Below are 23,710 nucleotides of genomic sequence, written 5' to 3'. Positions count from 1 at the left end.
TGATGGACAAGGCGGGTCCGGTTACTCCTCGCCGGCGAGCTTGAGCGTGCGGAGTTTCTGGCCCGCGTACCAGGTCGCCGCCGCCGTCACCGCCGCCAGCAGCACCACTGCCGTCGGCAGGGCCACGTCCGAGGTGATCGTGCCGTTCGCGCCGATACGTTCCGCCAGGGACAGCGCCCACTGCTGGACGCTGAGCGTGCGCGCGCCCGGAACGAGGCTGCCGAAGAGCGTCTCCCAGACCAGCGCGTAGACGAGGCCGAAGACCACCGCGTGGCGGCTGACCGTACCGAGCAGCAGGAAGATCGCGCTGTAGGCGATCGACGCGACCAGCGCCGCGACCGTGTACGCGATGGCGATCTGCCCGCCGTTGCCGTTGAGGATCAGGCCCGCGACGAACGTGGGGATCGCCGAGAAGGCCATCGTCACGGCGATCGCGACGATGAGCTTGGTGAAGATGATCGTGGACCGCTTCACCGGCTTGGCGAGCAGATACACGATCGAGCCGTCGTCGATCTCCGGTCCGATCGCGCCGGTGCCCGCGATCACGCCGATCAGCGGGATCATCGTGGCGATCGCGAAGCCGCCCAGGACGTCGGACGCGATCTGGTCGTCCGCGCCCGCGAGCAGCCGCACCGAGACGGAGATGGCGATCAGCAGGGCGGGCAGGACGAAGAGGATGGCGGCCCTGCGGCGGCCGAGGAGGGCCCGGTAGGTGAGCCGGGCGACTGTGGGTTCGTAGATCATCGCTGCAAGCTCCTTTCAGGCCGCTACGAGGTAGGAGAAGACCGATTCGAGCGACTCGTCGGAGGGCGAGACCGTCAGCAGCCGGATGCCGTGCGCGCGGGCGACCTGCGGGAGCAGGGCCGTGAACCGGCCGAAGTCGACGGCCTGGACGCGCAGCGCCCCTTCCGCCAGGTCCACTTCGATGCCGGCCGTGGAGGGGTCCGCGATGAGTGCCGCGGCGAGGGCGCGGTCGTCGCTGGACCGTACGAGGTAGCGGTGCGGGCGGTCCGTCATCAGGCGGCGGATCTTGCGGAAGTCACCGGAGGCGGCGTGCCGGCCGGCGACGATCACCTCGATGTGCGAGGCGAGCTGTTCGACCTCCTCCAGGATGTGGGAGGAGAAGAGGACGGTGCGGCCCTCGGCGCCCATCCGCCGCAGCAGGTCCATGAGCTGCATGCGCTGGCGCGGGTCCATGCCGTTGAACGGCTCGTCCAGGAGCAGCACCGACGGGTTGTGGACGAGCGCGGACGCCATTTTCACGCGCTGGCGCATGCCCTTGCTGTACGTCGCGATCTTGCGGTCCTGCGCGTACTCCATCTCGACGGTCGCGAGCGCCTGTTGTGCCGCCCCGGCGGTCAGGCTGTGCAACTCGGCGTTGGCGACGACGAATTCGCGGCCGGTGAGGAAGTCGTACATCGCCTCCCTCTCGGGCACGATGCCGATCTCCTTGTAGACGGACTCGTTGCGCCAGATCGGCTTCCCGTCGAGGGTGACGGTGCCGGTCGAAGGGGCGAGGAAGCCGCCCATCATGTTGATCAGGGTGGACTTTCCGGCGCCGTTGGGGCCGAGCAGCCCGGTCACGCCGGGGCCGACGCGCATGGTGATGTCGTTGACGGCCACCACATTGCCGAACCAGCGCGAGGTGTGGTCGATGTCGATGGTGGTCACAGGCCGGCCTTTCGGTAGCGGCGCATCAGCACGGCGTACGAGCCGGCGATGAGCGCGAGGACGGCGAGCAGGTAGACCACGCCGCTGCCGGCCGAGGGGCCTTCCCCTCCGGGGAAGGCTGAGGTGGCGCCGAGGAAGGCGGTCTGTACGCCGTCGATCAGCGTGAGGGGCGAGAACAGGCCCAGCCACTCGACCGCCCCGGTGGAACCCTGGTCCCAGGCGATCACCTGGACCGTGGACACAGCGCCGTACGAGATGGTCAGTACGGCGATGACGGCGGCGACACCGAAGCCGCGGCGCGGGGTGAGGGCGGCCATCACCAGGCCGAGGCCGGCGAAGAGTACGGACAGCAGTGCCACGGAGACCAGCCCCTGTGCGAACGCCTTCGTCTGGTCCGCGAAGTCGAATTCGGCGAGCAGCGCACCGGCGTACAGGATCACCAGGGGCGTCGCCGTGAGGATGAAGAGGGCCGACGCCATCGCCGCGTACTTGGCGAGGACGTAGTCGACGCGTTCGATGGGGCGTGAGAAGTACAGCGGGACGGTTTTGAAGCGCAGGTCCCGCGAGACGGACTGGGGGGCCTGGGAGGCGAGGTAGAGGCCGATGACGGCCTGCATGACGATCGCGTACCGCGTGTACTTCACCGGCAGGTCGGTCATGCCGGGGCCGGCCACGGCGACCGCGACGATGATCGCCGCGACCAGGCACATCACCGCGAAGAGGATCATCGGCAGCACCTTGGACTTGGCGCTGCGGCCCAGTCCGTACGCGCCGCGCAGAGACTGCGAGAAGAGCGAGCGGCGTGCGTACGCGCGGCCCAGGCGGGGTCCGTCGTACGACCGGTAGCCGATGTTGTGGATACGGGTCGGGTCGGTCGTGCCCGGCGGTGTCGTGAGGTCAGATGCCATCGCGGCCGTCTCCCTTCTGCTGCGCGGCCTGCTGAACGGGGTGCTGCGCGGCGTGCTGTGCGGCGTGCTGTGCGGCGGCGACGGGCTCACGGGCCTCGTCGGCTGCGTCTGTGCCTGCTTGCGCGTGCTCGTCGGTGCGGAAGACCTCCGCGATGTGGTGCCGGCGCTGTTCCATCCGTACGAGCCCGACTCCCAGGTCGGCGACGGTGTCCCGCACGAGGTCGTACGTCTGCTCGCCGGTCGCTTCGACGAGCAGGATGTGACCGGCGCCCGGCAGACCGTCCTCCACGCGCGCGTGGAGCTTCGCTCCGGCGGCGGTCAGTGCCTCGCGCAGGGCGCGCGTGCCGTCCGGGTGGGTGTCGCTGTCGGTCACTTCGACGGCGAGGGTGGTGGTGGTCTGCGTGAAGTCGCTGGTGGAGCTGGAGCGCAGCAGCGTGCCGCCGTCGATGACGACGACGTGGTCGCAGGTGCGCTCCAGCTCGCCGAGGAGGTGCGAGGTGACCAGGACCGAGATGCCGAAGTCGGTGTAGACGCGGCGGATGAGGCCGAGCATCTCGTCGCGGCCGGCCGGGTCGAGGCCGTTGGTCGGCTCGTCGAGGAGGACCAGTTTCGGGTCGTGGACCAGGGCCTGGGCCAGCTTCACGCGCTGTTTCATGCCGGTCGAGTAACCGCCGATGGGGCGGTAGCGCTCCTCGTACAGGCCGACGTGGCGCAGGGTGTCGGCGGTGCGCTCTCGCGCGGCGGTCGGCGGGAGCCCCGACATGCGCGCCATGTGGACGACGAACTCGGTGGCCGAGACGTCGGGTGGCAGCGCGTCGTGCTCGGGCATGTAGCCGACCTGCTCGCGGATGGCGCCGCCACGGGTGGCGACGTCCAGGCCGAGCACGGCGGCCGTGCCCTCCGTGGCGGGGGACAGACCCAGCAGGATCTTGATCAAGGTGGACTTGCCGGCTCCGTTGGCGCCCACCAGGCCGGTTACACCGGGTCCGATGTCCAACGAGAGCCGGTCAAGAGCGGTCACCCTCGGGAACCGCTTGCTCAGGCTTTCGGTCGCGATCACAGTCACGTTTCGAAGGTAGTGGCGGGGACCACACCGGGCGTCAGACCAGACGGCTGGATCCGTGTCCGACTCCAGGCGTACGGGCCCGTAGGGGGCACCGGCCGCCTCATCAAGTTTCCACAGGTAACGCAGACCCCTTGACGTCGCCGCCGGGCATTGTCACATTCATCAGTGTCAAGTTACGAGCGCGTACCGCGACACGGGACGGACAGGTGGCATGGCCTCAGCAGCAGTCTCAGCAGTCTCTGCGCCGCAGAGCGAACTCACCGCGCAGTTGCGGGGGTTCAGGGAGGTGCAGCGCCTCGCCTACGCCTGCGCGGAAGCCGTCGCGGCCCAGCTCAAGCCGGGGGTGACGGAGCGCGAGGCGGCGCGGATGCAGCGCGACTGGCTGCGGGAGCGAGGGGTGAAGGACTGGTTCCACCTGCCCTTCGCCTGGTTCGGGGACCGTACGGCCTTCGTGAACTTCCGGGTGCCGCTGCAGTTCTTCCCCACGAACCGGCGGCTGAAGGCGGGGATGCCGTTCATCCTCGACATGGCCCCGGTCCACAAGGGCTTCACGGCCGACATCGGCTACTCCGGATGCCTCGGCCTCAACCCGGTGCACGACAAGCTCCTCGCCGATCTCGAACCGCACCGTGAGCTGATCCTTCGCGAGGTGCGCGAGCGCCGGCCGCTGCGGGAGATCTACGAGGACGTCGAGCGGCTCATGACCCGCCAGGGATACGCCAACCGGCATCGCGCGTACCCCTTCGGCGTCATCGCCCACAAGGTCGACCGGGTGAAGGAGCGCCGCTGGTCGCCGCATCTCTTCGGGTTCGGCACGCAGTCGCTCAAAGGGCTGGCGAGCGACGCGCTGCACGGGCACCGCGACGGCTGGTCGCCGCTGTGGAGCCCGTACACCTTCTCCGACCACCCGCCCCAGCCGGGCCTGTGGGCGGTCGAACCGCACCTCGGGTTCCGGGGTACGGGCGTCAAGTTCGAAGAGATCCTGGTGGTGACGGACTCCAGGGACCCCGAGCAGAGCGCGTTCTGGCTCGACGACGATCTGCCGCACGTGCGGCGCTGGGCAGAGGAGAAGTCGGCGTGAGTATCGAGGGAGCCACCGAGCGGTGGGTGCGTACGGGCGGAGTCGAGCTGTGCGTCGCCGAGCTGGGCGACACGGCGCGGCCGACCGTACTGCTGGTGCACGGCTATCCGGACAGCAAGGAGGTGTGGGCCCAGGTCGCCGCGCGGCTCGCCGAGCACTTCCATGTGGTGCTCTACGACGTACGCGGACACGGCAGGTCGAGCGCGCCCAAGCCGCTGCGCGGCGGCTTCACGCTGGAGAAGCTGACGGACGACTTCCTGGCGGTCGCGGACGCGGTGAGCCCCGGCAAGCCGGTGCACCTGGTCGGGCACGACTGGGGGTCCGTGCAGGCCTGGGAGTTCGTGACGGTCAAGCGCACCGAGGGCAGGATCGCCTCCTTCACGTCGATGTCCGGCCCGTCCCTGGACCACTTCGGGCACTGGATCAAGAAGCGGATGGCCCGGCCGACCCCGCGCAGGGCCGCCCAGTTGCTCGGGCAGGGCGCCAAGTCCTGGTACGTGTACATGCTGCACACGCCCGTGCTGCCGGAGCTGGCCTGGCGCGGGCCGCTCGGCAAGCAGTGGCCCAAGATTCTCCAGCGGGTGGAGAAGGTGCCGGCCGGTGACTACCCGACGGCCTCGCTGCCGCAGGACGCGGCGCACGGCGCCTGGCTCTACCGGGACAACGTCCGCGCCCGGCTGCGCAGGCCGCGCGCCGACGCGTACGCCCACGCACCGGTCCAGCTCATCACGCCGACCGGCGACATCTTCCTCTCACCGCGGCTGTACGACGAACTGGAGCAGTGGGCCCCGCAGTTGGTGCGGCGCTCGCTGCCCGCCAAGCACTGGATTCCGCGCACCAGGCCCGACCAGCTTGCGGCGTGGATCACCGAGTTCGTCACGGCGAACGAGGACACCGCGGCCGGAGTGGCACCCCGGAGCACCGCGGCGGGCGGACCGTACGCCGACCGGTTCGGCGGGCAGCTCGTCCTGGTGACGGGCGCGGCCGGCGGCATCGGGCGGGCCACCGCCTACGCGTTCGCCGAGGCGGGCGCGCGGATCGTGGCCGTCGACCGGGACGCCGAGGGCGCGGCCCGTACGGCGGAGATGGCACGGCTGATCGGAGCCCCGAAGGCGTGGGCGGAGACGGTCGACGTCAGCGACGAGCAGGCCATGGAGAAGCTCGCCGAGAAGGTCGCCACCGAGTACGGAATCGTCGACGTCCTGGTCAACAACGCCGGGATCGGCATGTCCGGCTCCTTCCTCGACACGACGCCCGAGGACTGGAAGAAGGTCCTCGATGTGAACCTGTGGGGCGTCATCCACGGCTGCCGCCTCTTCGGCCGGCAGATGGCCGACCGCGGCCAGGGCGGCCACATCGTCAACACCGCCTCCGCGGCGGCGTACCAGCCGTCGAAGGCACTGCCCGCGTACAGCACGTCGAAAGCGGCGGTGCTGATGCTGAGCGAATGCCTGCGGGCGGAGTTCGCCGGGCAGGGCATCGGGGTCAGCGCGATCTGCCCCGGCTTCGTGAACACCAACATCACCTCGACCGCACGGTTCGCCGGGGTCTCGGCGGACGAGGAGAAGCGCAGGCAGCAGAAGACCGCCCGCCTGTACGGACTGCGCAACTACCCGCCGGAGAAGGTGGCCGACGCGGTCCTGAAGGCCGTCGTACGCAACCAGGCGGTCGTGCCGGTGACCCCCGAGGCGCGCGGCGCCCACTTCCTGTCGCGCTTCGCACCGAGGACCCTGCGCGCGATCGCCCGGATGGAGCCGCCGCTGTGAGCACCGAGGAGAGCGCAGAGTTCGATCAGAAGCAGGTCATCGCACCACGCCGGGTCTCCTTCGACTGGCGCGATACGCCGCTGCACTGGATACCGGACGAGCCCACCGCCACGCATGTGATCAACGTCCTGCACCTGCTGCTGCCGGCGGGGGAGCGGTGGTTCGTCAGGGTCTTCAAGGAGGCACTGCCCCTGGTCCGTGATCCGGAACTGCTCAAGGACGTCAAGGGGTTCATGGGTCAGGAAGCGACCCACAGCGTGCAGCACGCGTACGTGCTGAACCACCTGGCCGGGCAGAACCTGGACACCGGCGCGTACACGAAGCACGTGGACTTCCTCTTCGAGAAGCTCCTCGGTGAGGCCCCTCCCTTCGGCGTGCCGGTGCCGGCGCGGGAATGGCTGCGCTTCCGGCTGTCGCTGGTCGCCGCGATCGAACAGTTCACCGCGGTCCTGGGGAACTGGGTGCTGCACGCCGAGGGCCTCGACCACGCCGACCCGGACGCCGTGATGCTCGACCTGCTGCGCTGGCACGGCGCCGAGGAGGTCGAGCACCGGGCGGTGGCCTTCGACATGTACCAGCACTGCGGCGGCGCGGGGCTGCCCCGGTACGCCCGCCGCGTCGAGGGCATGGTGGTGGTCGCCCCCGTGCTGCTGTGGTTGTGGGTGTGGGGCGCGGCGTATCTGATACGCCACGACCCGCAGCTCGCGGGCCGGCTGCGGTACTCGCTGCGCGAGCACAACAGGGCGGTCGCCAAGGGCCTGCTGCCGACCTGGCGTGAACTGGGATCCGCGATACCGCGCTACTTCCGGCGGTCGTACCATCCCTCGCAGGAAGGCTCGCTGCGCAAGGCCGTCGAGTACCTCGCGACCTCGCCCGCGGCCCGGGCGGCGGCGGGCGCGGTGGGGCGGGCGGCCCTGTCATAGGCGAGGGGACGGGCTGTGGGGAGCGAAGGCGTGAGCATGTCCGGGCAGCCGGCGGCCGAGTACCGGATCGAGGACCTCGCGCACCTGAGCGGCGCGACGGTCCGTACGATCCGCGCCTACCAGGACCGCGGGCTGCTGCCCAGGCCCCAGCGGCGCGGCAGGTCCAATGTGTACGGGGACACGCATCTGGCCCGGCTCCACCAGATCGCCGGCCTCCTCGAACGCGGCTACACCCTGGCCAGCATCAAGGAGCTGCTGGAGGCGTGGGACGCGGGGAAGGGCCTCGGCGGGGTGCTCGGGCTTGTCACCGAGGTCAGCGGTCCGTGGACGGACGAGGAAGCCGACCGGATCTCGCGGGCCGAGCTGGACGAGCGGTTCGGCGGGAAGCCCGACGACGACGCGGTGGAGGAGGCGGTGGAGCTCGGGGTGCTGGAGCGCATTCCGGGACGGGACGACGAGTTCCTCGTACCGTCGCCACAAGAGCTGGCGGTGGCGGTCGAGTTGCACGCGGCGGGTGTTCCGCTGCCCGCGATCTCCGGTCACCTGCGGGAACTTCGCGGCCAGGTGGAGCACATCGCCGCCCGGTTCCTGGAGTTCACGACCGAGCACGTCTTCGCCCGCTACCTCGGCCACCGCCCGCCGACGGACGCCGACGCTGCGGAGGCGGCGACGCTGGTACGGCGGCTGCGGCCGCTCGCCCAGCAGACGGTCGACGCGGAACTGGCCCGCGCCATGCGGCTGTTCGCCACCCGCCATCTCCAGCAGCACCTCGGTGCAGGTGCTCCGCCCGTGACGGACTCCGAGCCCACCACGGTGGCACTCCCCGAGGAGACAATGCGGGCCGTACGGAGTCTGGTTGGACCGGGCAACGCTGCGGCCTTCGTCGCCGCGGCCACCGAACGAGAGGTACAGGCAAGAACATTGGACGCACTTGCCTCACATCACCTTAAAGCAGGCGCAGTTGACCAAACGCCTTGATATCACTGGGAAGTTATCCACAGGCAGCTCAATTCCCTTGTGGAGAACGCTACTTACCTGTGGATCAAACCTGGGCCGCCCACACGATTGGCGTGACGCTCGTCTCTGCGACCGGAGCCTCAGCCCAACGTCAGCGGGCGCAGCCCGTGCCGCTCGGCCGCCGTGCGTTCGGTGGCGGACATCGGCAGCCGCCCGGTCGCCTTGCGCAGAAACGTCGTACGGTCCCAGCCGGCCCCCGCCACCACCACCGGCTTGTCGTACGGTCGCCCGTCCAGCAGCAGTCGCGCCACCACGTCCGCCGCCTCGCCGGTCGCCCACGGCCGGTGGCCGAGCCCCGCGGCCACGTCGAAGCCGTGCACGCACACCTCGACGACGCGGGTGACGAGGAAGTCGGACAGCAGCATCGGGTCACCGTGCCGGGTACGGACCTGGCGATCCGGCGGCTCCTTGGCGCAGGCGGCGGCGACAGCCCGCCAGACGGCGTCGAAGTGCTCGGCAAGAGCCCGGCCGTCGTCGTACACGGCGGCGGACTCCTGGGCCGCGCCGACCCGTACGCCGTTGACGCGCGGCGAAAAGCGCTCGTCCGGCGCGTAGTAACCGGCGGCCGTCACCAGCACCTCCGACGGCTCGGGCTCGGGCTCCGCCAGCATGTCGCCGACCCGGCCGACGGCGGTCGTCAGGTGGGCGAACACCTCGCGCACGGTCCAGGGGTCGCACGGGCTCGGCCGCTCCCACTCCCGTTCCGGGATTCCGCAGACCTTCTCGTACAAGCGCTGCGACTCGGCCCTGAAGGCCGCCAAAACCGTTTCCCCGTCCATACGAACCAGCCTAGGCATCCCGGAACGACCTCCGGCGCGAAAACGCACGCCCTCCCAGGCCCGGAACCTCAGGCACCGAGCTGAGCGAGCCCCTCTGTCGCGATCCGCTCGAAGACCTTCTCGTCGGCCGCGAAGTCCGAGTCGGGCATCGGGGCGTGGAGAACGATCTCGGTGAAACCGAGGGCGAAGTGCCTGCCCGCGAAGTCGACGAAGGCGTCGAGGGACTCCAGCGGCCCGCTTCGCTCCGGGGTGAAGCCGGTGAGCAGGATCTTGTCGAGCTCGCCGGCGTCCCGGCCGATGTCGGCGCAGGCGGCGCCCAGCTTGGTGATCTGGCCGCGGATGGCCTCCAGCGACTCGGCCGGCGTACCGGACTCGGAGACCTTCGGGTCGCCCGTGGTCACCCAGGCCTGGCCGTACCGGGCGGCGAGCTTCAGCCCGCGCGGGCCGGTCGCGGCGACGGCGAAGGGCAGCCGCGGCCCCTGAACGCAGCCGGGGATGTTGCGGGCCTCGACGGCGGAGTAGTGCGTGCCCGCGTGGGTGACGGCGGGCTCGGTGAGCAGCCGGTCCAGGAGCGGCAGGAACTCACCGAAGCGGTCGGCGCGCTCGCGCGGCGTCCAGGGCTCCTGGCCGAGTGCGGTGGCGTCGAACCCGTTGCCGCCTGCGCCTATGCCGAGGGTCATGCGGCCGCCGGACACGTCGTCCAGCGTGATCAGGTCCTTGGCGAGGGTCACGGGGTGCCGGAAGTTCGGCGAGGTGACGAGCGTGCCAAGACGCATGCGCGAGGTCGCGCCGGCGGCGGCGGTCAGGGTCGGCACGGCGCCGAACCACGGGCCGTCGCGGAAGGTCCGCCAGGACAGGTGGTCGTACGTGTACGCAGTGTGGAAGCCGAGCTGCTCGGCCCGCTGCCAGGCGTCACGGCCGCCCTGCGACCAACGGCGGATGGGAAGTATGACGGTACTCAAGCGCATCCCCCGACCCTACGTGGAACCCCGTCCGTGCTGGGGCGGGTCCTGAGGGTCCCTCCTCGATCAGCTCCTCGCTCAGCCCGGCCGCCGGCTCGCGCAGACCGGCGATCCTCGCGCAGACCGGCGATCGCGTTCTCCTTGCGGACCGGGAAGCTCTCGGTCCGCGCAGGCGCGGGGTCGGGCAATCGCGGGGTCCCCCTCACCAATCGCGATGGATGCCCGGCCCTCGCCGATCGCGGGGAGGCCCTCCCGGATGGGCCCGGCGGGCCGCTTCCCGGTGGATCTCAGATGTGCGCCCCGTCGCACGCCCGTGCATCCCGTACGGGAAGATGGATCTGTGACCTCAGCTACCGACCCTCAGCAGGCCCGGCCGGCCCCGGCCGGCACCACCACCCCACGGCTGATCGCGACCGACCTGGACGGCACGCTGTTGCGTGACGACAAGTCCGTGTCGGACCGTACGATCGCCGCGCTCGCCGCCGCAGAACGGGCCGGCATCGAGGTCTTCTTCGTCACCGGCCGCCCGGCCCGCTGGATGGACGTCGTCAGCGACCACGTCCACGGCCATGGCCTGGCGATCTGCGCCAACGGCGCCGCCGTCGTCGACCTGCACGCGGGCGGGAAGCTGATCCAGGTCCGCCCGCTGGCCCGCGAGGACGCCCTCGCCGTCGTGCTCGCGCTGCGCGCCGCCGCTCCCGGCACCTCCTTCGCGGTCGAGCTCGCCACAGGCATCCACTACGAACCCGGATACCCGCCCTTCCACCTCGACCCGGGCGCGACCGTGGCCACCGCCGAAAAGCTCCTCGCGGAGGGCACCCCCGGCTCCGGGGCCCCGGTCGTCAAGCTGCTCGCCCACCACGCCGAGCTGTCCCCCGACGACTTCCTCACCCTCGCCCGCGCGACCACGGACAAGCGTGCGTCCGTTACCCGGTCCAGCCCGACCGCCCTGCTGGAGATCAGCGGCTACGGCGTCTCCAAGGCCAGCACCCTGGCGCAGTGCTGTGCGGAGCGCGGCATCTCGCCCGCCGAGGTCGTGGCCTTCGGGGACATGCCGAACGACGTGGAGATGCTGGCCTGGGCGGGCACGTCGTACGCCATGGGCAACGCGCACCCGGACGTGGTGGCAGCGGCGTCCGGCCGTACGGTCGCGAACAACGACGACGGCGTCGCGGTGGTCATCGAACGGATCCTGGCCGCCCTGTAACCACGCAGCGGCGCGGGGCCCTCAGAATCCCGCCCCGCGCTCGCGCATCCAAGGCGCCGGGTCGATCCCCGACCCCAGGTGGGGAGTGAGCCGTACCTCGAAATGCAGGTGCGGCCCAGAGGAGTTGCCGGTCGTACCGGCCTGCCCGATCCACTGGCCGGTACGCACCCGCTCCCCCTGGTCGACCATGACTCCGGCCAGGTGCGCGTACTGCGAGTAGTAGCCGTCCGGGTGTCCGATCACCACCTCGATCCCGAAACCGCCGCCGCAGGAGACCGAGACGACACGGCCCTTGCCGATGGCGCGCACCGGTGTGCCGATGTCCACGGCGAAGTCCTGCCCGGTGTGCCGGTTCCTCCAGCGGGCGCCGGCACCGCCGAACGCGGCGGACAGCTCGTACTCCTCGACAGGCGTCACCCACGCGCGCGAAGTGCGCGGTCCCCGCTCGTCCACGCGTACGGCGCCGGCGCAGCGCCCCGCCGCGACGCTGCGGTCCGCCTCGCCCTGAAGCTTCCACCGGGCGTCTTCGAGCTTCGCCGTGATGGCCCGCTTGACCGACGCGAGCTGCTCCGTACGGGCGTCGAGGTCGAGCCAGGTGGCGCTCGCCAGCCGCTCGCCCTCGGCGAGCCTGTGTTCGGCGCGTCTTGCCCGGTCCAGCATGCGGGACACGGCGAGCTCGGCCTGCCGGGCGAGGCGGTGACCGTCCATCAGTTCCTGCGGGTCGTCCGCGAGCAGCAGCTTCGCCGTGTACGCGATCCCGCCGCCGCCGGCGCGGTACTGGGCGCGCGCGACCCTGCCCACGTCCCCGCGCAGCCTCTCGATCTCCTTGCGCTCGCGCGCGAGCAGCCGCTCCAGGCGCAGCGCCTTCGCCCGCTGTTCCTTCGCCGCGCGCCTGCCCTGCTCGTACGTCGCGGAGGCGCGGGCGGCCTGTTCGTACAGCCGCGCCACCCGGGCGCCGATGACGGGTCCGTCGGGGGAGGCGTCACCGGCGGGAACGGCCGACGCGGCGGAGTGGGCGACTGCGGGCGCGGGAGCGGCGAGTACGGCTGCGGCGGAAGCTGCGGCGGCAGGCGCGGCAAGGCCCAGAAGCACGCACAGCACCGGCACGAGCAGCCGTTGGCAGGGTCCGAGGTGCATCCACGGATGGTGTCTTGGCCACCCGCCGATCGCGTGCACCAAGGTCACGCCACCGGGGTGTCGTCCCGCCATCCGGCCTACCCAAGGGCCTTCAGCCGTGCCCGAGCAGCCGCCCGCAGCGGGATCACGCGACGGCTCCGCAGAAGATCGCGCAGGGAGCTGCGCAGCGGATCGCGCACCGGCTCCCGCAGAGATCGCTCACCGCTTCTACAGTGGCGCCTCCCACACCACCGTCGTGCCCCCGCCGTCCTCACCGAGCCCTGGCCCGCACCGGCTCGTACCGCCCAGTGACTCGGCCCGCCGCTTGAGGTTGCGCAGCCCGCTGCGCCGGCCGCCCTGCGGGATGCCGACCCCGTCGTCCGCGACCGAGAGACGTACCCCGCGGCTCCCGTCCGCCAGTTCGGCGGTGGCGTCCACGACGACTTCGATACGGGAGGCACGCGCGTGCCGGAAGGCGTTGGACAACGCCTCGCGCAGCGCCGCGATGAGGTTCTTGCCGGTGAGCTCGCCGACCAGCGAGTCCACGGGGCCGACGAAGTGGTGTCCGGGCTTGAAGCCCAGCGGCACGGCCGCCATGTTGATCTCCCGCAGTACGCGTGTACGCAGCCCCGAAGGCGCCTCGGCCGGGCCCTGCTGGAGCGCGAAGATCGCCGTACGGATCTCCTGGATCGTCACGTCCAGCTCATCCACCGCCCTGCCCACCCCCGTCCGCACCTCGGGCACCACGGATCTGCGCTGCGCGCTCTCCAGCATCAGCCCGGTCGCGAACAGCCGCTGGATGACCAGGTCGTGCAGATCGCGGGCGATCCGGTCGCGGTCCTCGTACACCGCGAGCCGCTCCCGGTCCCGCTGCGTCTCCGCCATCATCAGCGCGAGCGCGGCCTGCGACGCGAACTGCGCGGCCAGTGTCCGCTCCGCCTCCGTGAACGGCTTCGCGCCCCGCGCGCGGGGTGTGGCGAGGGCGCCGAGCACCCGGCCGCCGCTGTGCAGCGGCAGCAGCATGCTGGGCCCGTACCGCCTGGCCAGTCTCGTGATCAGGCGCGGGTCGCTCGCCGAGTCGCCGATGAACACCGCCTTGCCGGCCAGGAGCCGCGCCACGACCGGGCTGTGTGGCGGGATGACCACGCCGAGCGACTCGGACGGATCGTCGGCCGAGACAGCCACGATCTCCAGGCCGCCCCCCTCGGCGGGCAGGAGCACTATTCCGGCGGCCGAGTCGGCGAGACGGCGGGCCTGTTCCGCGACGACGGTGAGCGCCTCGTCGGCGTCTGTGCCGGACAGGAGCGCGGTGGTGACGGCGACGGACCCGTCGATCCAGCGCTCGCGCCGGCGCGCCGCCTCGTACAGCCGGGCGTTGCCGATGGCGATCCCGGCCTCCGTGGCGAGCACCCGGACCATCTGCAGGTCGTAGTCGTCGAACCCGGCCCCGCCGTGCTTCTCCGCGAGGTAGAGATTGCCGAAGATCTCGCCCTGTACGCGGATGGGAACGCCCAGGAAAGTCCCCATCGTGGGGTGGTGCGCGGGGAATCCGGCGAAGCGCGGGGCGGTGGTCAGATCACCGAGGAGTACCGGCTCGGGGTCCTGGACCAGCGCTCCCAGCAGCCCGTGGTGGCCGTCGGGCAGCCGCCCGATCCGGGCGACCTGCTCCTCGCTCATGCCGTACGTCACGAAGTCGGCGAGGCCGTCGCGCTCTTCGTCGACGACACCGATCGCCGCGTACCTGGCGCCGGCGAGCTCGGCTGCGGTCTCGCAGATCCGGTCGAGGGTGGAGTGCAGCTCAAGGCCCGTACCGACGGACCGCATGGCCTCCAGGAGCTGGGGGACGCGCGCGGTGAGTTCGGTGGGCAGGCCCTGCAGGCTGCGGGCGGCCCGCGTGGCGGCTTCGAGGTGGTCGTTCCGGTCCGGCACGTCCTCCACTGGCATGCCTAGAGCCTAATAAGTCATATTTCAGGGCGAAAGTCGGGCTTCTTCTCCCACTTCTCCCACTTCTCCCACTTCGCCCGCTGCGAGCGGTTCGGCCGCCAGCTCCCGCTCCAGCATCCGCCGCAGCGGCCCCTCGGCCTCCACCAGCCGCCTGTACGGACCGCGCTGTACGGCGCGGCCGCCGTCCAGCACGATCACCTCGTCCACGGCCTCCAGGCCCTGGAGCCGGTGCGTGATGATCAGCGTCGTACGGCCCTCCGTGGCCTTCAGGAGGTCGGCCGTCAGTGCGTCCGCCGTCGCCAGGTCGAGGTGCTCGGCGGGCTCGTCGAGTACGAGGACCGGGAAATCAGCGAGGAGTGCGCGGGCCAGTGCGAGGCGCTGGCGCTGGCCGCCGGAGAGGCGGGCGCCGTGTTCGCCGACCATCGTGTCGAGTCCGTCGGGCAGAGCGTCCACCCAGGTCAGCAGCCTGGCGGCGGCGAGGGCGTCCCTGAGCTCCGGCTCGGACGCGTCGGTCCTGGCCAGCCTGAGGTTCTCCCGTACCGAGCTGTCGAACAGGTGCGCGTCCTGCGCGCACAGGCCGACGAGCCTACGCACGTCGTCGCCGTCGAGCTCCGCAGCGTCCGTTCCGCCGAGCCTGTACGTCCCCGCCCGCGCGTCCAGGAAGCGCAGCAGCACCTGGGCGAGTGTCGTCTTACCGGCGCCGGAGGGGCCGACCACGGCGATGCGCCGGCCGGCCTCCAGCGTCAGGTCGAGGCCGGCCAGCGCGTCCCGATCCTGCCCGGCGTAGCGGGCGCCAATCCCCCGCATCTCCAGCGGGAAGGGTGAGGCGGGCCGGGCGGCGGGCGTCTGCGGCTCACGCACCGGCACGGGCGCGTCCAGCACCTCGTACACGCGCTCCGCGCTGCGCTTGACGCGCTGGCGGTACTGCACGGCGAGCGGAAGCCCGGTGACGGCTTCGAAGGCGGCAAGCGGAGTCAGTACGACCACGGCGAGCGTCACCCCCGACAGCCGCCCGTCGTGGACGGCCTGCACCCCGGCGAGCGCGGCGAACACCACGGTCAGCCCGCAGGCCAGCGAGGAGAGCCCGCCGCCGAGGGCGGTGGCGGTCGCACCTCGCGAAGCGATCCGCGTCAGCGCCCCGTCGGCTTCCCGGACCCCTGCCATACGTCGCTTGAGCGCGCCGGCGACGGTCAGCTCGGCCGTACCGCCGAGCAGATCGGCGACCCGCGTCGCCAGCACCCCGCGCGCGGGCGCCAGTTGCCGCTCGGCCCGCCGGGCACAGGCCCCGCTCAGCCACGGCACGCCCACCCCGGCGACGAGGAGCCCGGCGGCCAGTACCGCACCGGCCTCGGGCAGCAGCCAGGCGGTGAACCCGACGGAGCCCGCACCTACGAGAACGGCGCTGCCGACGGGCAGCAGCCACCGCAGCCAGTAGTCCTGCAACGCGTCCACATCGGCGACGAGCCGGGACAACAGGTCACCGCGCCGGGTCTCGCGCAGCCCGGCGGGCGCGATCCGCTCCAGGCGCCGGTACACGGCGACGCGCATTTCGGCGAGCATCCGCAGTACGGCGTCGTGCGCGACGAGGCGCTCGGCGTACCGGAAGACGGCGCGCCCGATGCCGAAGGCACGGGTAGCGGTGACGGCGACCATCAGGTAAAGCACCGGGGGCTGCTCGGAGGCACGGGAGATGAGCCATCCGGAGACGGCCATGAGCCCCACGGCCGACCCGAGCGCAAGGCTCCCGAGCCCCAACGCGAGCCCCAACCGCCCACGCAACTCCCCAGCACCCTCCCGAACCCGCCTCAACACCCCAACCGACGCCCGGTCACTATCCCCCTCCGCTCCCAAGCAGCGCGCCTCCGCACCCTGGCCCGCAGGGCCCCCGGAACCCCCAACGACCCGTCCCCCTCCAACGGGCGGGTGGGCGGGAACCCCCTCCCCTCCGAAGCAGCGCGCCTCCGCACCCGAACTCTGGCCCGCAGGGCCTCCGGAACGCCCAACAAGCCGTCCCCCTTCAACGGGCGGGCGGATGGGAAACCCCTCCGCTCCCGAGCAGCGCGCCTCCGCACCCGCACCCTGGCCCGCAGGGCCTCCGGAACGCCCAACAAGCCGTCCCCCTTCAACGGGCGGGTGGGTGGGAAACCCGCCAGCCCCGAAACGGCGCCCGACGGCCGCATCCGCACCCGCACCCACGCCCACGCCCCCACCGCCCGCCCCCCACGGACCCCCCAGCTCCACGACCCGGTCCGCCACAGCCAGCAGCGCCGGCCGGTGCACCACCAGCACCACGCTGCGCCCCGCCGCCAGCCTCCGTACCGCGTCGACGATCCCCGCTTCCGTCTCCCCGTCCAGGTTCGCCGTCGGCTCGTCCAGCAGTAGCAGCGGCCGGTCGGCGAGGAACGCCCGCGCGAGGGCGAGCCGTTGCCGCTGCCCGGCCGACAGCCCCGCGCCGTCCTCCCCGAGCCGCGTCTCGACGCCCTGGGGGAGCGCCGCCACGAAGTCGTACGCCCCGGCGTCCCGCAAAGCCGCGACGACCGCCGCGTCATCCGCGTCCGGCCGCGCCAGCCGTACGTTCTCGGCGACCGTTCCCGCGAACAGATGCGGCCGCTGCGGCACCCACGCGATTCGCTCCCGCCACCGCTCCATCGACACGGTCGCGAGGTCCACGGCGCCCGGCCCGTCGCCGACGGCCACCCGTCCCTCGTCCACCGGGGCGAACCCGAGCAGCACATTCAGCAGCGTGCTCTTGCCGACCCCGCTCGGCCCGACGACCGCGACCGTCTCGCCTTCACGCACCACCAGCGACGCCGAGTCCAGCGACGCCTCGGTCCGCCCGGCGTGGCGGACCGTCACACCCTCCACCCGCAGCGTCCCGGTCGGCGCGTCCGCGCCGCCCGCCGCCCGCCGCGGCTCCGTCTCCAGTACCTCGAAGATCTCCTCCGCGGCGGCCAGCCCCTCCGCCGCCGCGTGGTACTGCGCCCCGACCTGCCGCAGCGGCAGATACGCCTCGGGCGCCAGCACCAGAATCACCAGCCCCGTGTACAGATCCAGGTCTCCGTGCACCAGCCGCATACCGATGCCCACCGCGACCAGCGCCACCGACAGCGTCGCGAGCAGCTCCAGCGCGAACGACGACAAGAACGCGATGCGCAGCGTGCGCATGGTCGCCTGCCGGTACTCGGCCGTGATCGAACGGATCGACTCCGCCTGCGCCTTCGCCCGCCCGAACACCTTGAGCGTCGGCAGCCCGGCCACGACATCCAGGAAGTGCCCGGACAGCCGCGACAGCAGCCGCCACTGCCGGTCCATCCGCGCCTGGGTGGCCCACCCGATCAGGACCATGAACAGCGGGATCAGCGGCAGCGTCCCCACGATCACCGCCGCCGAGACCCAGTCCTCGGTCACGATCCGGGCGAGCACCGCCACCGGTACGACGACCGCGAGCCCGAGCTGCGGCAAGTACCGCGAGAAGTAGTCGTCCAGCGCGTCGACGCCCCGCGTGGCCAGCGCCACCAACGACCCCACCCGTTGCTGACTCAGCCACCCCGGCCCCAGCGCCACGGCCCGCTCAAGCAGCCGCCCCCGCAGCTCCGACTTGACCGCCGCACTCGCCCGGTGCGCGGCCAGTTCCGTAAGCCACGCCACCAGGGCGCGCCCCAGCGCTACCGCCGCCAAGAGCAGCAGCGGCGTACGCAGCTCCGTACCGTCCAGGCCGCGCTGGAACGCCCCCACCACCACCTCGGCGATGAGCATGGCCTGGGCGACGACCAGGCCCGCTCCGGCCAGGCCGAGGACCACCACCGCCCCCAGGAAGAGGCGGGTGGCGCGGGCGTACCGGAGCAGACGCGGGTCGATCGGTTTCACGTGAAACATCCCCCACTAGTGCGCATCGGCGATGTGCTGCGTGCCGATCCGCTTGCGGAACACCCAGTACGTCCAGCCCTGGTACAGCAGCACCACCGGCATCGCGATCCCGGCGCACCAGGTCATGATCTTCAGGGTGTACGGCGTGGAGGACGCGTTGGTGACCGTAAGGCTCCAGGCCGGGTCCAGCGAGGACGGCATGACGTTCGGGAACAGCGTCAGGAAGAGCATCGCGACCGCGGCCACGATGGCCACCCCCGACAGCGCGAACGCCCAGCCCTCACGCCCGGCAGCCGTGAATCCGATCGCCGCGACGAGCGCCAGCACCGCCACCGCCATCGCGACGAGGCTCGTCGCGTCACCGTTGTCGAGCTGCGTCCAGCCCAGGAAGGCAACGGCCAGCACACCACAGGCGACCCCGAGCTTGAGCGCCAGCTTCCGTGCCCGCTCCCGGATCCCGCCCAGCGTCTTGAGCCCGGCGAAGACCGCACCGTGGAAGGTGAAGAGCGTCAGGGTGAGGAGTCCGCCCAGCAGTGCGTACGGGTTGAGCAGGTCGCCCAGGGTGCCGACGTACTCCATCTGCGCGTCGATCTTCACGCCGCGCACGATGTTGCCGAAGGCCACGCCCCACAGGAACGCGGGCAGCAGCGAGGTCCAGAAGATCGCGTGCTCCCAGTTGGTCTGCCAGCGCTCCCCGGTCCGCTTGACCCGGTACTCGAAGGCCACACCGCGCACGATCAGGCAGAGCAGGATCAGCAGCAGCGGCAGGTAGAACCCGGAGAAGAGCGTGGCGTACCACTCGGGGAAGGCGGCGAAGGTCGCACCGCCCGCGCTCAGCAGCCACACCTCGTTGCCGTCCCAGACGGGTCCGATGGTGTTGATGAGAACCCGCTTCTCCTTGCGGTCACGGGCGAGCAGCTTCGTCAGGACCCCGATACCGAAGTCGAAGCCCTCCAGGAAGAAGTAGCCGGTCCACAGAACGGCGATGAGCACGAACCAGACGTCGTGGAGTTCCATACCTCAGCTCCTCAGTCCTCAGTACGAGAAGGCCATCGGCCGGTCGGCGTCCACGTGGTCGCCGCCGATCTTGGTGGGCGGGTTGAGGTCGGCCTCCGTGAGTTCGGGCGGTCCGGCCTTGACGTACTTCAGGAGGAGCTTGACCTCGATCACGGCGAGGATCGCGTAGAGGAGCGTGAAGACGGTCATCGAGGCGATGACCTCGCCCTGCGAGACGCCGGGGGAGACCGCGTCGCTGGTGCGCAGCACGCCGTACACGACCCAGGGCTGGCGGCCCATCTCGGTGAAGATCCAGCCCCACGAGCTGGCGATCAGCGGGAAGCCCATGGTCCACAGCGCGAGGATCCAGTACCACCGCGAGTGCTTGGCGCTGAGCGCCTTCCTGAAGAGCACCAGATTCGGCACTTCGGCGTCGCCGGTCCGCAGCGCCGCCGGCAGCATGAACTTCTTGCGCGTCAGCCACAGGCCGAGCAGCCCGAGCGTGAAGGACGCCATGCCGAACCCGATCATCCAGCGGAAGCCCCAGTACGCGACGGGGATGTTGGGCCGGTAGTCGCCGGGCCCGAACTTCTCCTGCTCGGCCTTGTTGACGTCGTTGATGCCGGGGACGTTCGAGGAGAAGTCGCCGTTGGCGAGGAAGGACAGCAGGCCGGGGATCTCGACGGCGACCTTGTTGTGGCCGGCGTCGACGTCTCCGTACGCGAAGACGGAGAACGGCGCCGGCGCCTCGCCGTCCCAGAGCGCCTCGGCGGCGGCCATCTTCATCGGCTGCTGCTTGAACATGACCTTGCCGAGCAGGTCGCCGCTGACGGCGGTGAGCATTCCGGCGATCACGACGGTGATCAGGCCGAGCCGCAGCGAGGTCCGCATCACCGGTATGTGCTTCCTGCGCGCCAGGTGGAAGGCGGCGATGCCGACCATGAACGCGCCGCCGACGAGGAACGCGGCCGTGATGGTGTGGAAGAACTGGGTGAGCGCGGTGTCCTGGGTGAGGACGCGCCAGAAGTCGGTGAGCTCGGCCCGGCCGCGCTCCTCGTTGATGCGGTAGCCGACCGGGTGCTGCATCCAGGAGTTGGCCGCGAGGATGAAGTACGCGGAGAGGACCGTGCCGATCGAGACCATCCATATACAGGCCAGGTGGATCTTCTTCGGCAGCTTGTCCCAGCCGAAGATCCACAGCCCGATGAAGGTGGACTCGAAGAAGAAGGCGATCAGGGCCTCGAAGGCGAGCGGCGCCCCGAAGACGTCTCCCACGAAGCGCGAGTAGTCGGACCAGTTCATGCCGAACTGGAACTCCTGGACGATGCCGGTGACGACACCCATCGCGATGTTGATCAGGAAGAGCTTGCCCCAGAACTTCGTGGCCCTGAGGTACTTCTCCTTCTGCGTACGCACCCAGGCGGTTTCCAGCCCTGCGGTGAGCGCGGCGAGCGAGATCGTCAGGGGGACGAAGAGGAAGTGATAGACGGTGGTGATGCCGAATTGCCATCGAGCGAGAGTCTCCGGCGCCAGAGCCAGGTCCACGTCGTCATCTCCTTCGTATCGCCCGGAACGCATGGGACCTTGTGAACGCGTTCACATTCACAAGCTCCAGTATGGCGCACACTCGTTTTCCGTCCGACGGCCGGGGGGTACAACTGTGCCCCCGAAGAGCGCCGAAAAGGCGCACGGGGGCACAGGAAAGCAAGGGATATAGGGGCCGCAGCCCTCAGAAGCAAGGCTGGGTCGCCTCAGGGGAGTCCCCGGTGTGACCTACAGCTCCTTACGGAAGGCCTCTGCGGCGTGCAGGAAGATGTCGTTGGCCTCGTCCTCACCGATCGTGACCCGCAGGCCCTCACCCGGAAAGGGCCGGACGACGACGCCGGCCTTCTCGCAGGCCGCCGCGAAGGCGGCCGTACGCTCCCCGAGCCGCATCCAGACGAAGTTCGCCTGCGTGTCGGGCACGGTCCAGCCCTGCTTGACCAGCGCCTCGTACACCCGCTTGCGCTCGCAGACCAGCGAGCCGACCCGGCCGAGCAGCTCGTCCTCGGCCCGCAGCGAGGCCACCGCCGCGTCCTGCGCGAGCTGGCTCACACCGAAGGGCACCGCCGTCTTGCGCAGCGCTGCCGCCACCGGCTCGTGCGCCACGGCGAAACCGACCCGCAGGCCGGCCAGCCCGTACGCCTTGGAGAAGGTACGCAGCACCGTCACATTCGGGCGGCTGCGGTAGAGCTCGATCCCGTCCGGCACCTCCTCGTCCCGGACGAACTCCCGGTACGCCTCGTCCAGCACCACCAGCACATCCGAGGGCACCCGGTCCAAGAAGCGCTCCAGCTCGGCCCTGCGCACGGCCGTGCCGGTCGGATTGTTGGGGTTGCAGACGAAGATCAGCCGGGTCCGCTCGGTGATCGCTTCGGCCATCGCGTCCAGATCGTGCACGTCACCGGAGGTCAGCGGCACCTCAACCGCCGTAGCGCCACTGATCCGCGTGATGATCGGGTACGCCTCGAACGACCGCCACGCGTAGATCACCTCGTCACCGGGCCCCGAGGTCGCCTGGAGCAGCGACTGCGCCACCCCGACGGAACCCGTGCCAGTCGCGATGTGCGACACGGGAACCCCGAACCGGTTCGCGAGCTCGTTCATCAGACCGGTGCAGGCCATGTCCGGGTACCGGTTGAAGTTCCCGGCGGCGGCGATCACGCCCTCCAGCACGCCGGGCAGCGGCGGATACGGGTTCTCGTTGGAGGACAGCTTGTACGCCACCGGTCCCCCCGCGGCGGCGGGCTTCCCCGGCTTGTAGGTGGGAATGCCGTCCAGCACCGCACGCAGCTTGGGGCTCGTCTCGCTCACTTCGGGTCCTCCTCGACCGTACGTACCACCAATGCTGCTCACCTTATGAGGATTGGGCTCCCCTGCGAACAGTCAGGCGTACGGAATGGGGGGAGCGCTCCCTGCCGTAGTGCGCGCCGGTGGCGCACGCCGTGGCGCGCGTCCCCCGTGAAGGTGAGTTGAGACCTCTCCGAAACCTGGGCCACTTGGCACGACCGTGCCGGTCGACAAGCGTGACTCACCGGCCGACTTTCCCAACTGCCTTTTAATCACAGGCCATTAGGGGGATTGCACCTTGCAGAAACGTGCCTGTCAACAACTGCATATGCTTCCGCCCTAACCACACGCCCGAGCTCTACTATCAGCTCGCCATGACAGCAGCAGGGAAGCATCAGGTGAGCCGGACGGAACCCCCCCGGCGGAGCACCCGGCAAGGACGAGCGGGCATTCGGGACGTAGCCGCCGCAGCCGGCGTCTCCATCACGACGGTCTCCGACGCGCTCAACGGCAAGGGCCGGCTCCCGGACGCCACCCGCAGCCATGTTCGCGAGGTCGCCGAGAGACTGGGCTACCGCCCCTCCGCGGCGGCCAGAACCCTCCGTACCGGCAAGTCGGGCCTCATCGGCCTGACCGTGACCACGTACGGGGATGAACCTTTCACCTTCACCGAATTCGCGTACTTCGCCGAAATGGCGAGAGCCGCGACCTCGGCCGCGCTCGCCCGCGGGTACGCCCTCGTCATCCTCCCCGCCACCTCCCGGCACGACGTCTGGTCGAACGTCGCCCTCGACGGCACCGTCGTCATCGACCCCTCCGACCACGACGCGGTCGTCACCGAACTCGTACGCCAGGGCCTTCCCGTCGTATCCGACGGCCGGCCCGCCGGCACCCTGCCCGTGACCGCCTGGGTCGACAACGACCACGAAGCAGCCGTCCTCGACCTGCTCGACCACCTCGCCGAAGCCGGAGCCCGCCGCATCGGGCTGCTCACCGGCAACACCACCGACACCTACACCCGCCTGTCCACCGACGCGTACCTGCGCTGGTGCGAGCGCGTCGGCCAGGACCCGGTCTACGAGTCCTACCCCGCGCACGACCCCTGCGCGGGCGCCGTCGCCGCCGACCGGCTGCTCGCCCGCCCGGACCGGCCCGACGCCGTGTACGGGCTCTTCGACCCCAACGGCACCGACCTGCTCGCCGCAGCCCGCCGCTACGGACTGCGCGTACCCGAGGACCTGCTACTCGTCTGCTGCAGCGAGTCCACCGTGTACGCCGCCACCGAACCGCCCATCACCACGCTCTCGCTGAAGCCGCGGCGCATCGGCACAGCCGTGGTCCAGCTCCTCATCGACGCCATCGAGGGCATCAACACCGACCGCCCCGTCGAACAGGTCATACCGACCGAACTCATCGTCCGGACGTCCTCGCAGCGCCGACCGCCACGCACCACGGTGAGTCCGCCGCGCTCACCTTCCGGGGACTGACCTCCCCAATTGGGACGAAACAACCGGAAAACCAGGTGCGCATCCGGATTCACCACCCCTGGTGCGTCACAGAGCACGAGCCTCATTCCTA

At 70.8% G+C, this 23,710-nt stretch carries 18 protein-coding genes; 6 read left to right on the top strand and 12 right to left on the bottom strand.

Annotation, left to right across the window (positions count from 1 at the left end; translation table 11 throughout):
* Positions 1 to 21 precede the first annotated feature (21 nt).
* Genes G412_RS0126310 through G412_RS36015 form a run of 4 tightly spaced genes read right to left on the bottom strand, consistent with a single transcriptional unit; the run spans position 22 to position 3,639 of the window.
* On the bottom strand, positions 22 to 741 hold the full coding sequence (locus tag G412_RS0126310; protein WP_028814699.1) for an ABC transporter permease: 720 nt from the start codon (positions 739 to 741) through the stop codon (positions 22 to 24).
* Between the two features lie 18 nt (positions 742 to 759).
* Positions 760 to 1,671: an ABC transporter ATP-binding protein gene (locus tag G412_RS0126305; protein ID WP_028814698.1), complete on the bottom strand. Its 912-nt coding sequence runs from the start codon at positions 1,669 to 1,671 to the stop codon at positions 760 to 762.
* Positions 1,668 to 2,579, bottom strand: coding sequence for an ABC transporter permease (locus G412_RS0126300; RefSeq protein ID WP_028814697.1), 912 nt, complete (start codon positions 2,577 to 2,579; stop codon positions 1,668 to 1,670). The genes G412_RS0126305 and G412_RS0126300 overlap by 4 nt, the downstream gene beginning before the upstream one ends.
* Entirely contained in the window at positions 2,569 to 3,639 is a 1,071-nt protein-coding gene (locus G412_RS36015) for an ABC transporter ATP-binding protein (RefSeq protein WP_244283229.1), read from the bottom strand. The genes G412_RS0126300 and G412_RS36015 overlap by 11 nt, the downstream gene beginning before the upstream one ends.
* 217 nt (positions 3,640 to 3,856) lie before the next feature.
* Here G412_RS36015 and G412_RS0126290 point away from each other — a divergent pair, with 217 nt between their 5' ends.
* Genes G412_RS0126290 through G412_RS0126275 form a run of 4 tightly spaced genes read left to right on the top strand, consistent with a single transcriptional unit; the run spans position 3,857 to position 8,393 of the window.
* Positions 3,857 to 4,726: a M24 family metallopeptidase gene (locus tag G412_RS0126290; protein ID WP_028814696.1), complete on the top strand. Its 870-nt coding sequence runs from the start codon at positions 3,857 to 3,859 to the stop codon at positions 4,724 to 4,726.
* Entirely contained in the window at positions 4,723 to 6,492 is a 1,770-nt protein-coding gene (locus tag G412_RS0126285) for an SDR family oxidoreductase (RefSeq protein WP_028814695.1), read from the top strand. Before G412_RS0126290 ends, G412_RS0126285 begins: the two co-directional genes overlap by 4 nt.
* Positions 6,489 to 7,415: a metal-dependent hydrolase gene (locus G412_RS0126280; protein WP_028814694.1), complete on the top strand. Its 927-nt coding sequence runs from the start codon at positions 6,489 to 6,491 to the stop codon at positions 7,413 to 7,415. The genes G412_RS0126285 and G412_RS0126280 overlap by 4 nt, the downstream gene beginning before the upstream one ends.
* A 36-nt stretch (positions 7,416 to 7,451) precedes the next feature.
* A complete protein-coding gene (locus tag G412_RS0126275; protein WP_028814693.1) occupies positions 7,452 to 8,393 on the top strand; it encodes a MerR family transcriptional regulator in 942 nt (313 codons plus the stop codon).
* Positions 8,394 to 8,512: 119 nt separating this feature from the next.
* On the opposite strand, the gene G412_RS36010 is transcribed toward G412_RS0126275, so the two are convergent.
* Positions 8,513 to 9,211, bottom strand: coding sequence for a maleylpyruvate isomerase N-terminal domain-containing protein (locus G412_RS36010; RefSeq protein ID WP_037649928.1), 699 nt, complete (start codon positions 9,209 to 9,211; stop codon positions 8,513 to 8,515).
* Between the two features lie 68 nt (positions 9,212 to 9,279).
* Positions 9,280 to 10,179: an LLM class flavin-dependent oxidoreductase gene (locus tag G412_RS0126265; RefSeq protein ID WP_028814692.1), complete on the bottom strand. Its 900-nt coding sequence runs from the start codon at positions 10,177 to 10,179 to the stop codon at positions 9,280 to 9,282.
* A gap of 334 nt (positions 10,180 to 10,513) precedes the next feature.
* Here G412_RS0126265 and G412_RS0126260 point away from each other — a divergent pair, with 334 nt between their 5' ends.
* Positions 10,514 to 11,380, top strand: a complete 867-nt coding sequence (locus G412_RS0126260) for an HAD family hydrolase (protein ID WP_028814691.1) — start codon at positions 10,514 to 10,516, stop codon at positions 11,378 to 11,380.
* A 21-nt stretch (positions 11,381 to 11,401) separates the two neighbouring features.
* On the opposite strand, the gene G412_RS0126255 is transcribed toward G412_RS0126260, so the two are convergent.
* The 6 genes from G412_RS0126255 to hisC form a co-directional block, all read right to left on the bottom strand.
* A complete protein-coding gene (locus G412_RS0126255) occupies positions 11,402 to 12,517 on the bottom strand; it encodes a M23 family metallopeptidase (protein WP_028814690.1) in 1,116 nt (371 codons plus the stop codon).
* A 207-nt stretch (positions 12,518 to 12,724) separates the two neighbouring features.
* A complete protein-coding gene (locus tag G412_RS0126250; protein ID WP_037649926.1) occupies positions 12,725 to 14,440 on the bottom strand; it encodes a sensor histidine kinase in 1,716 nt (571 codons plus the stop codon).
* A 24-nt stretch (positions 14,441 to 14,464) separates the two neighbouring features.
* A complete protein-coding gene (cydD, locus tag G412_RS36005) occupies positions 14,465 to 18,307 on the bottom strand; it encodes a thiol reductant ABC exporter subunit CydD (protein WP_051338616.1) in 3,843 nt (1,280 codons plus the stop codon).
* Positions 18,308 to 18,322: 15 nt separating this feature from the next.
* The gene (gene cydB, locus G412_RS0126240) at positions 18,323 to 19,324 is read right to left on the bottom strand and encodes a cytochrome d ubiquinol oxidase subunit II (protein ID WP_028814688.1); all 1,002 of its coding nucleotides are present in this window, start codon (positions 19,322 to 19,324) and stop codon (positions 18,323 to 18,325) included.
* Positions 19,325 to 19,342: 18 nt separating this feature from the next.
* Positions 19,343 to 20,848 carry a cytochrome ubiquinol oxidase subunit I gene (locus G412_RS0126235; RefSeq protein ID WP_028814687.1) on the bottom strand — a complete coding sequence of 502 codons (1,506 nt, stop codon included), beginning with the start codon at positions 20,846 to 20,848 and terminating at the stop codon, positions 19,343 to 19,345.
* A 228-nt stretch (positions 20,849 to 21,076) separates the two neighbouring features.
* On the bottom strand, positions 21,077 to 22,156 hold the full coding sequence (hisC, locus tag G412_RS0126230) for a histidinol-phosphate transaminase (protein WP_028814686.1): 1,080 nt from the start codon (positions 22,154 to 22,156) through the stop codon (positions 21,077 to 21,079).
* 350 nt (positions 22,157 to 22,506) lie between these two features.
* Between hisC and G412_RS0126225 the strand changes: the two genes are divergently transcribed.
* Positions 22,507 to 23,619: a LacI family DNA-binding transcriptional regulator gene (locus G412_RS0126225; RefSeq protein ID WP_037649924.1), complete on the top strand. Its 1,113-nt coding sequence runs from the start codon at positions 22,507 to 22,509 to the stop codon at positions 23,617 to 23,619.
* The last annotated feature ends 91 nt before the right edge of the window (positions 23,620 to 23,710 follow it).

Source organism: Streptomyces flavidovirens DSM 40150 (genome assembly GCF_000429085.1).
Classification (GTDB): domain Bacteria; phylum Actinomycetota; class Actinomycetes; order Streptomycetales; family Streptomycetaceae; genus Streptomyces; species Streptomyces flavidovirens.
Note: the sequence above shows the minus strand (reverse complement) of the source record. Positions and strands in the feature narration are given on the sequence as shown.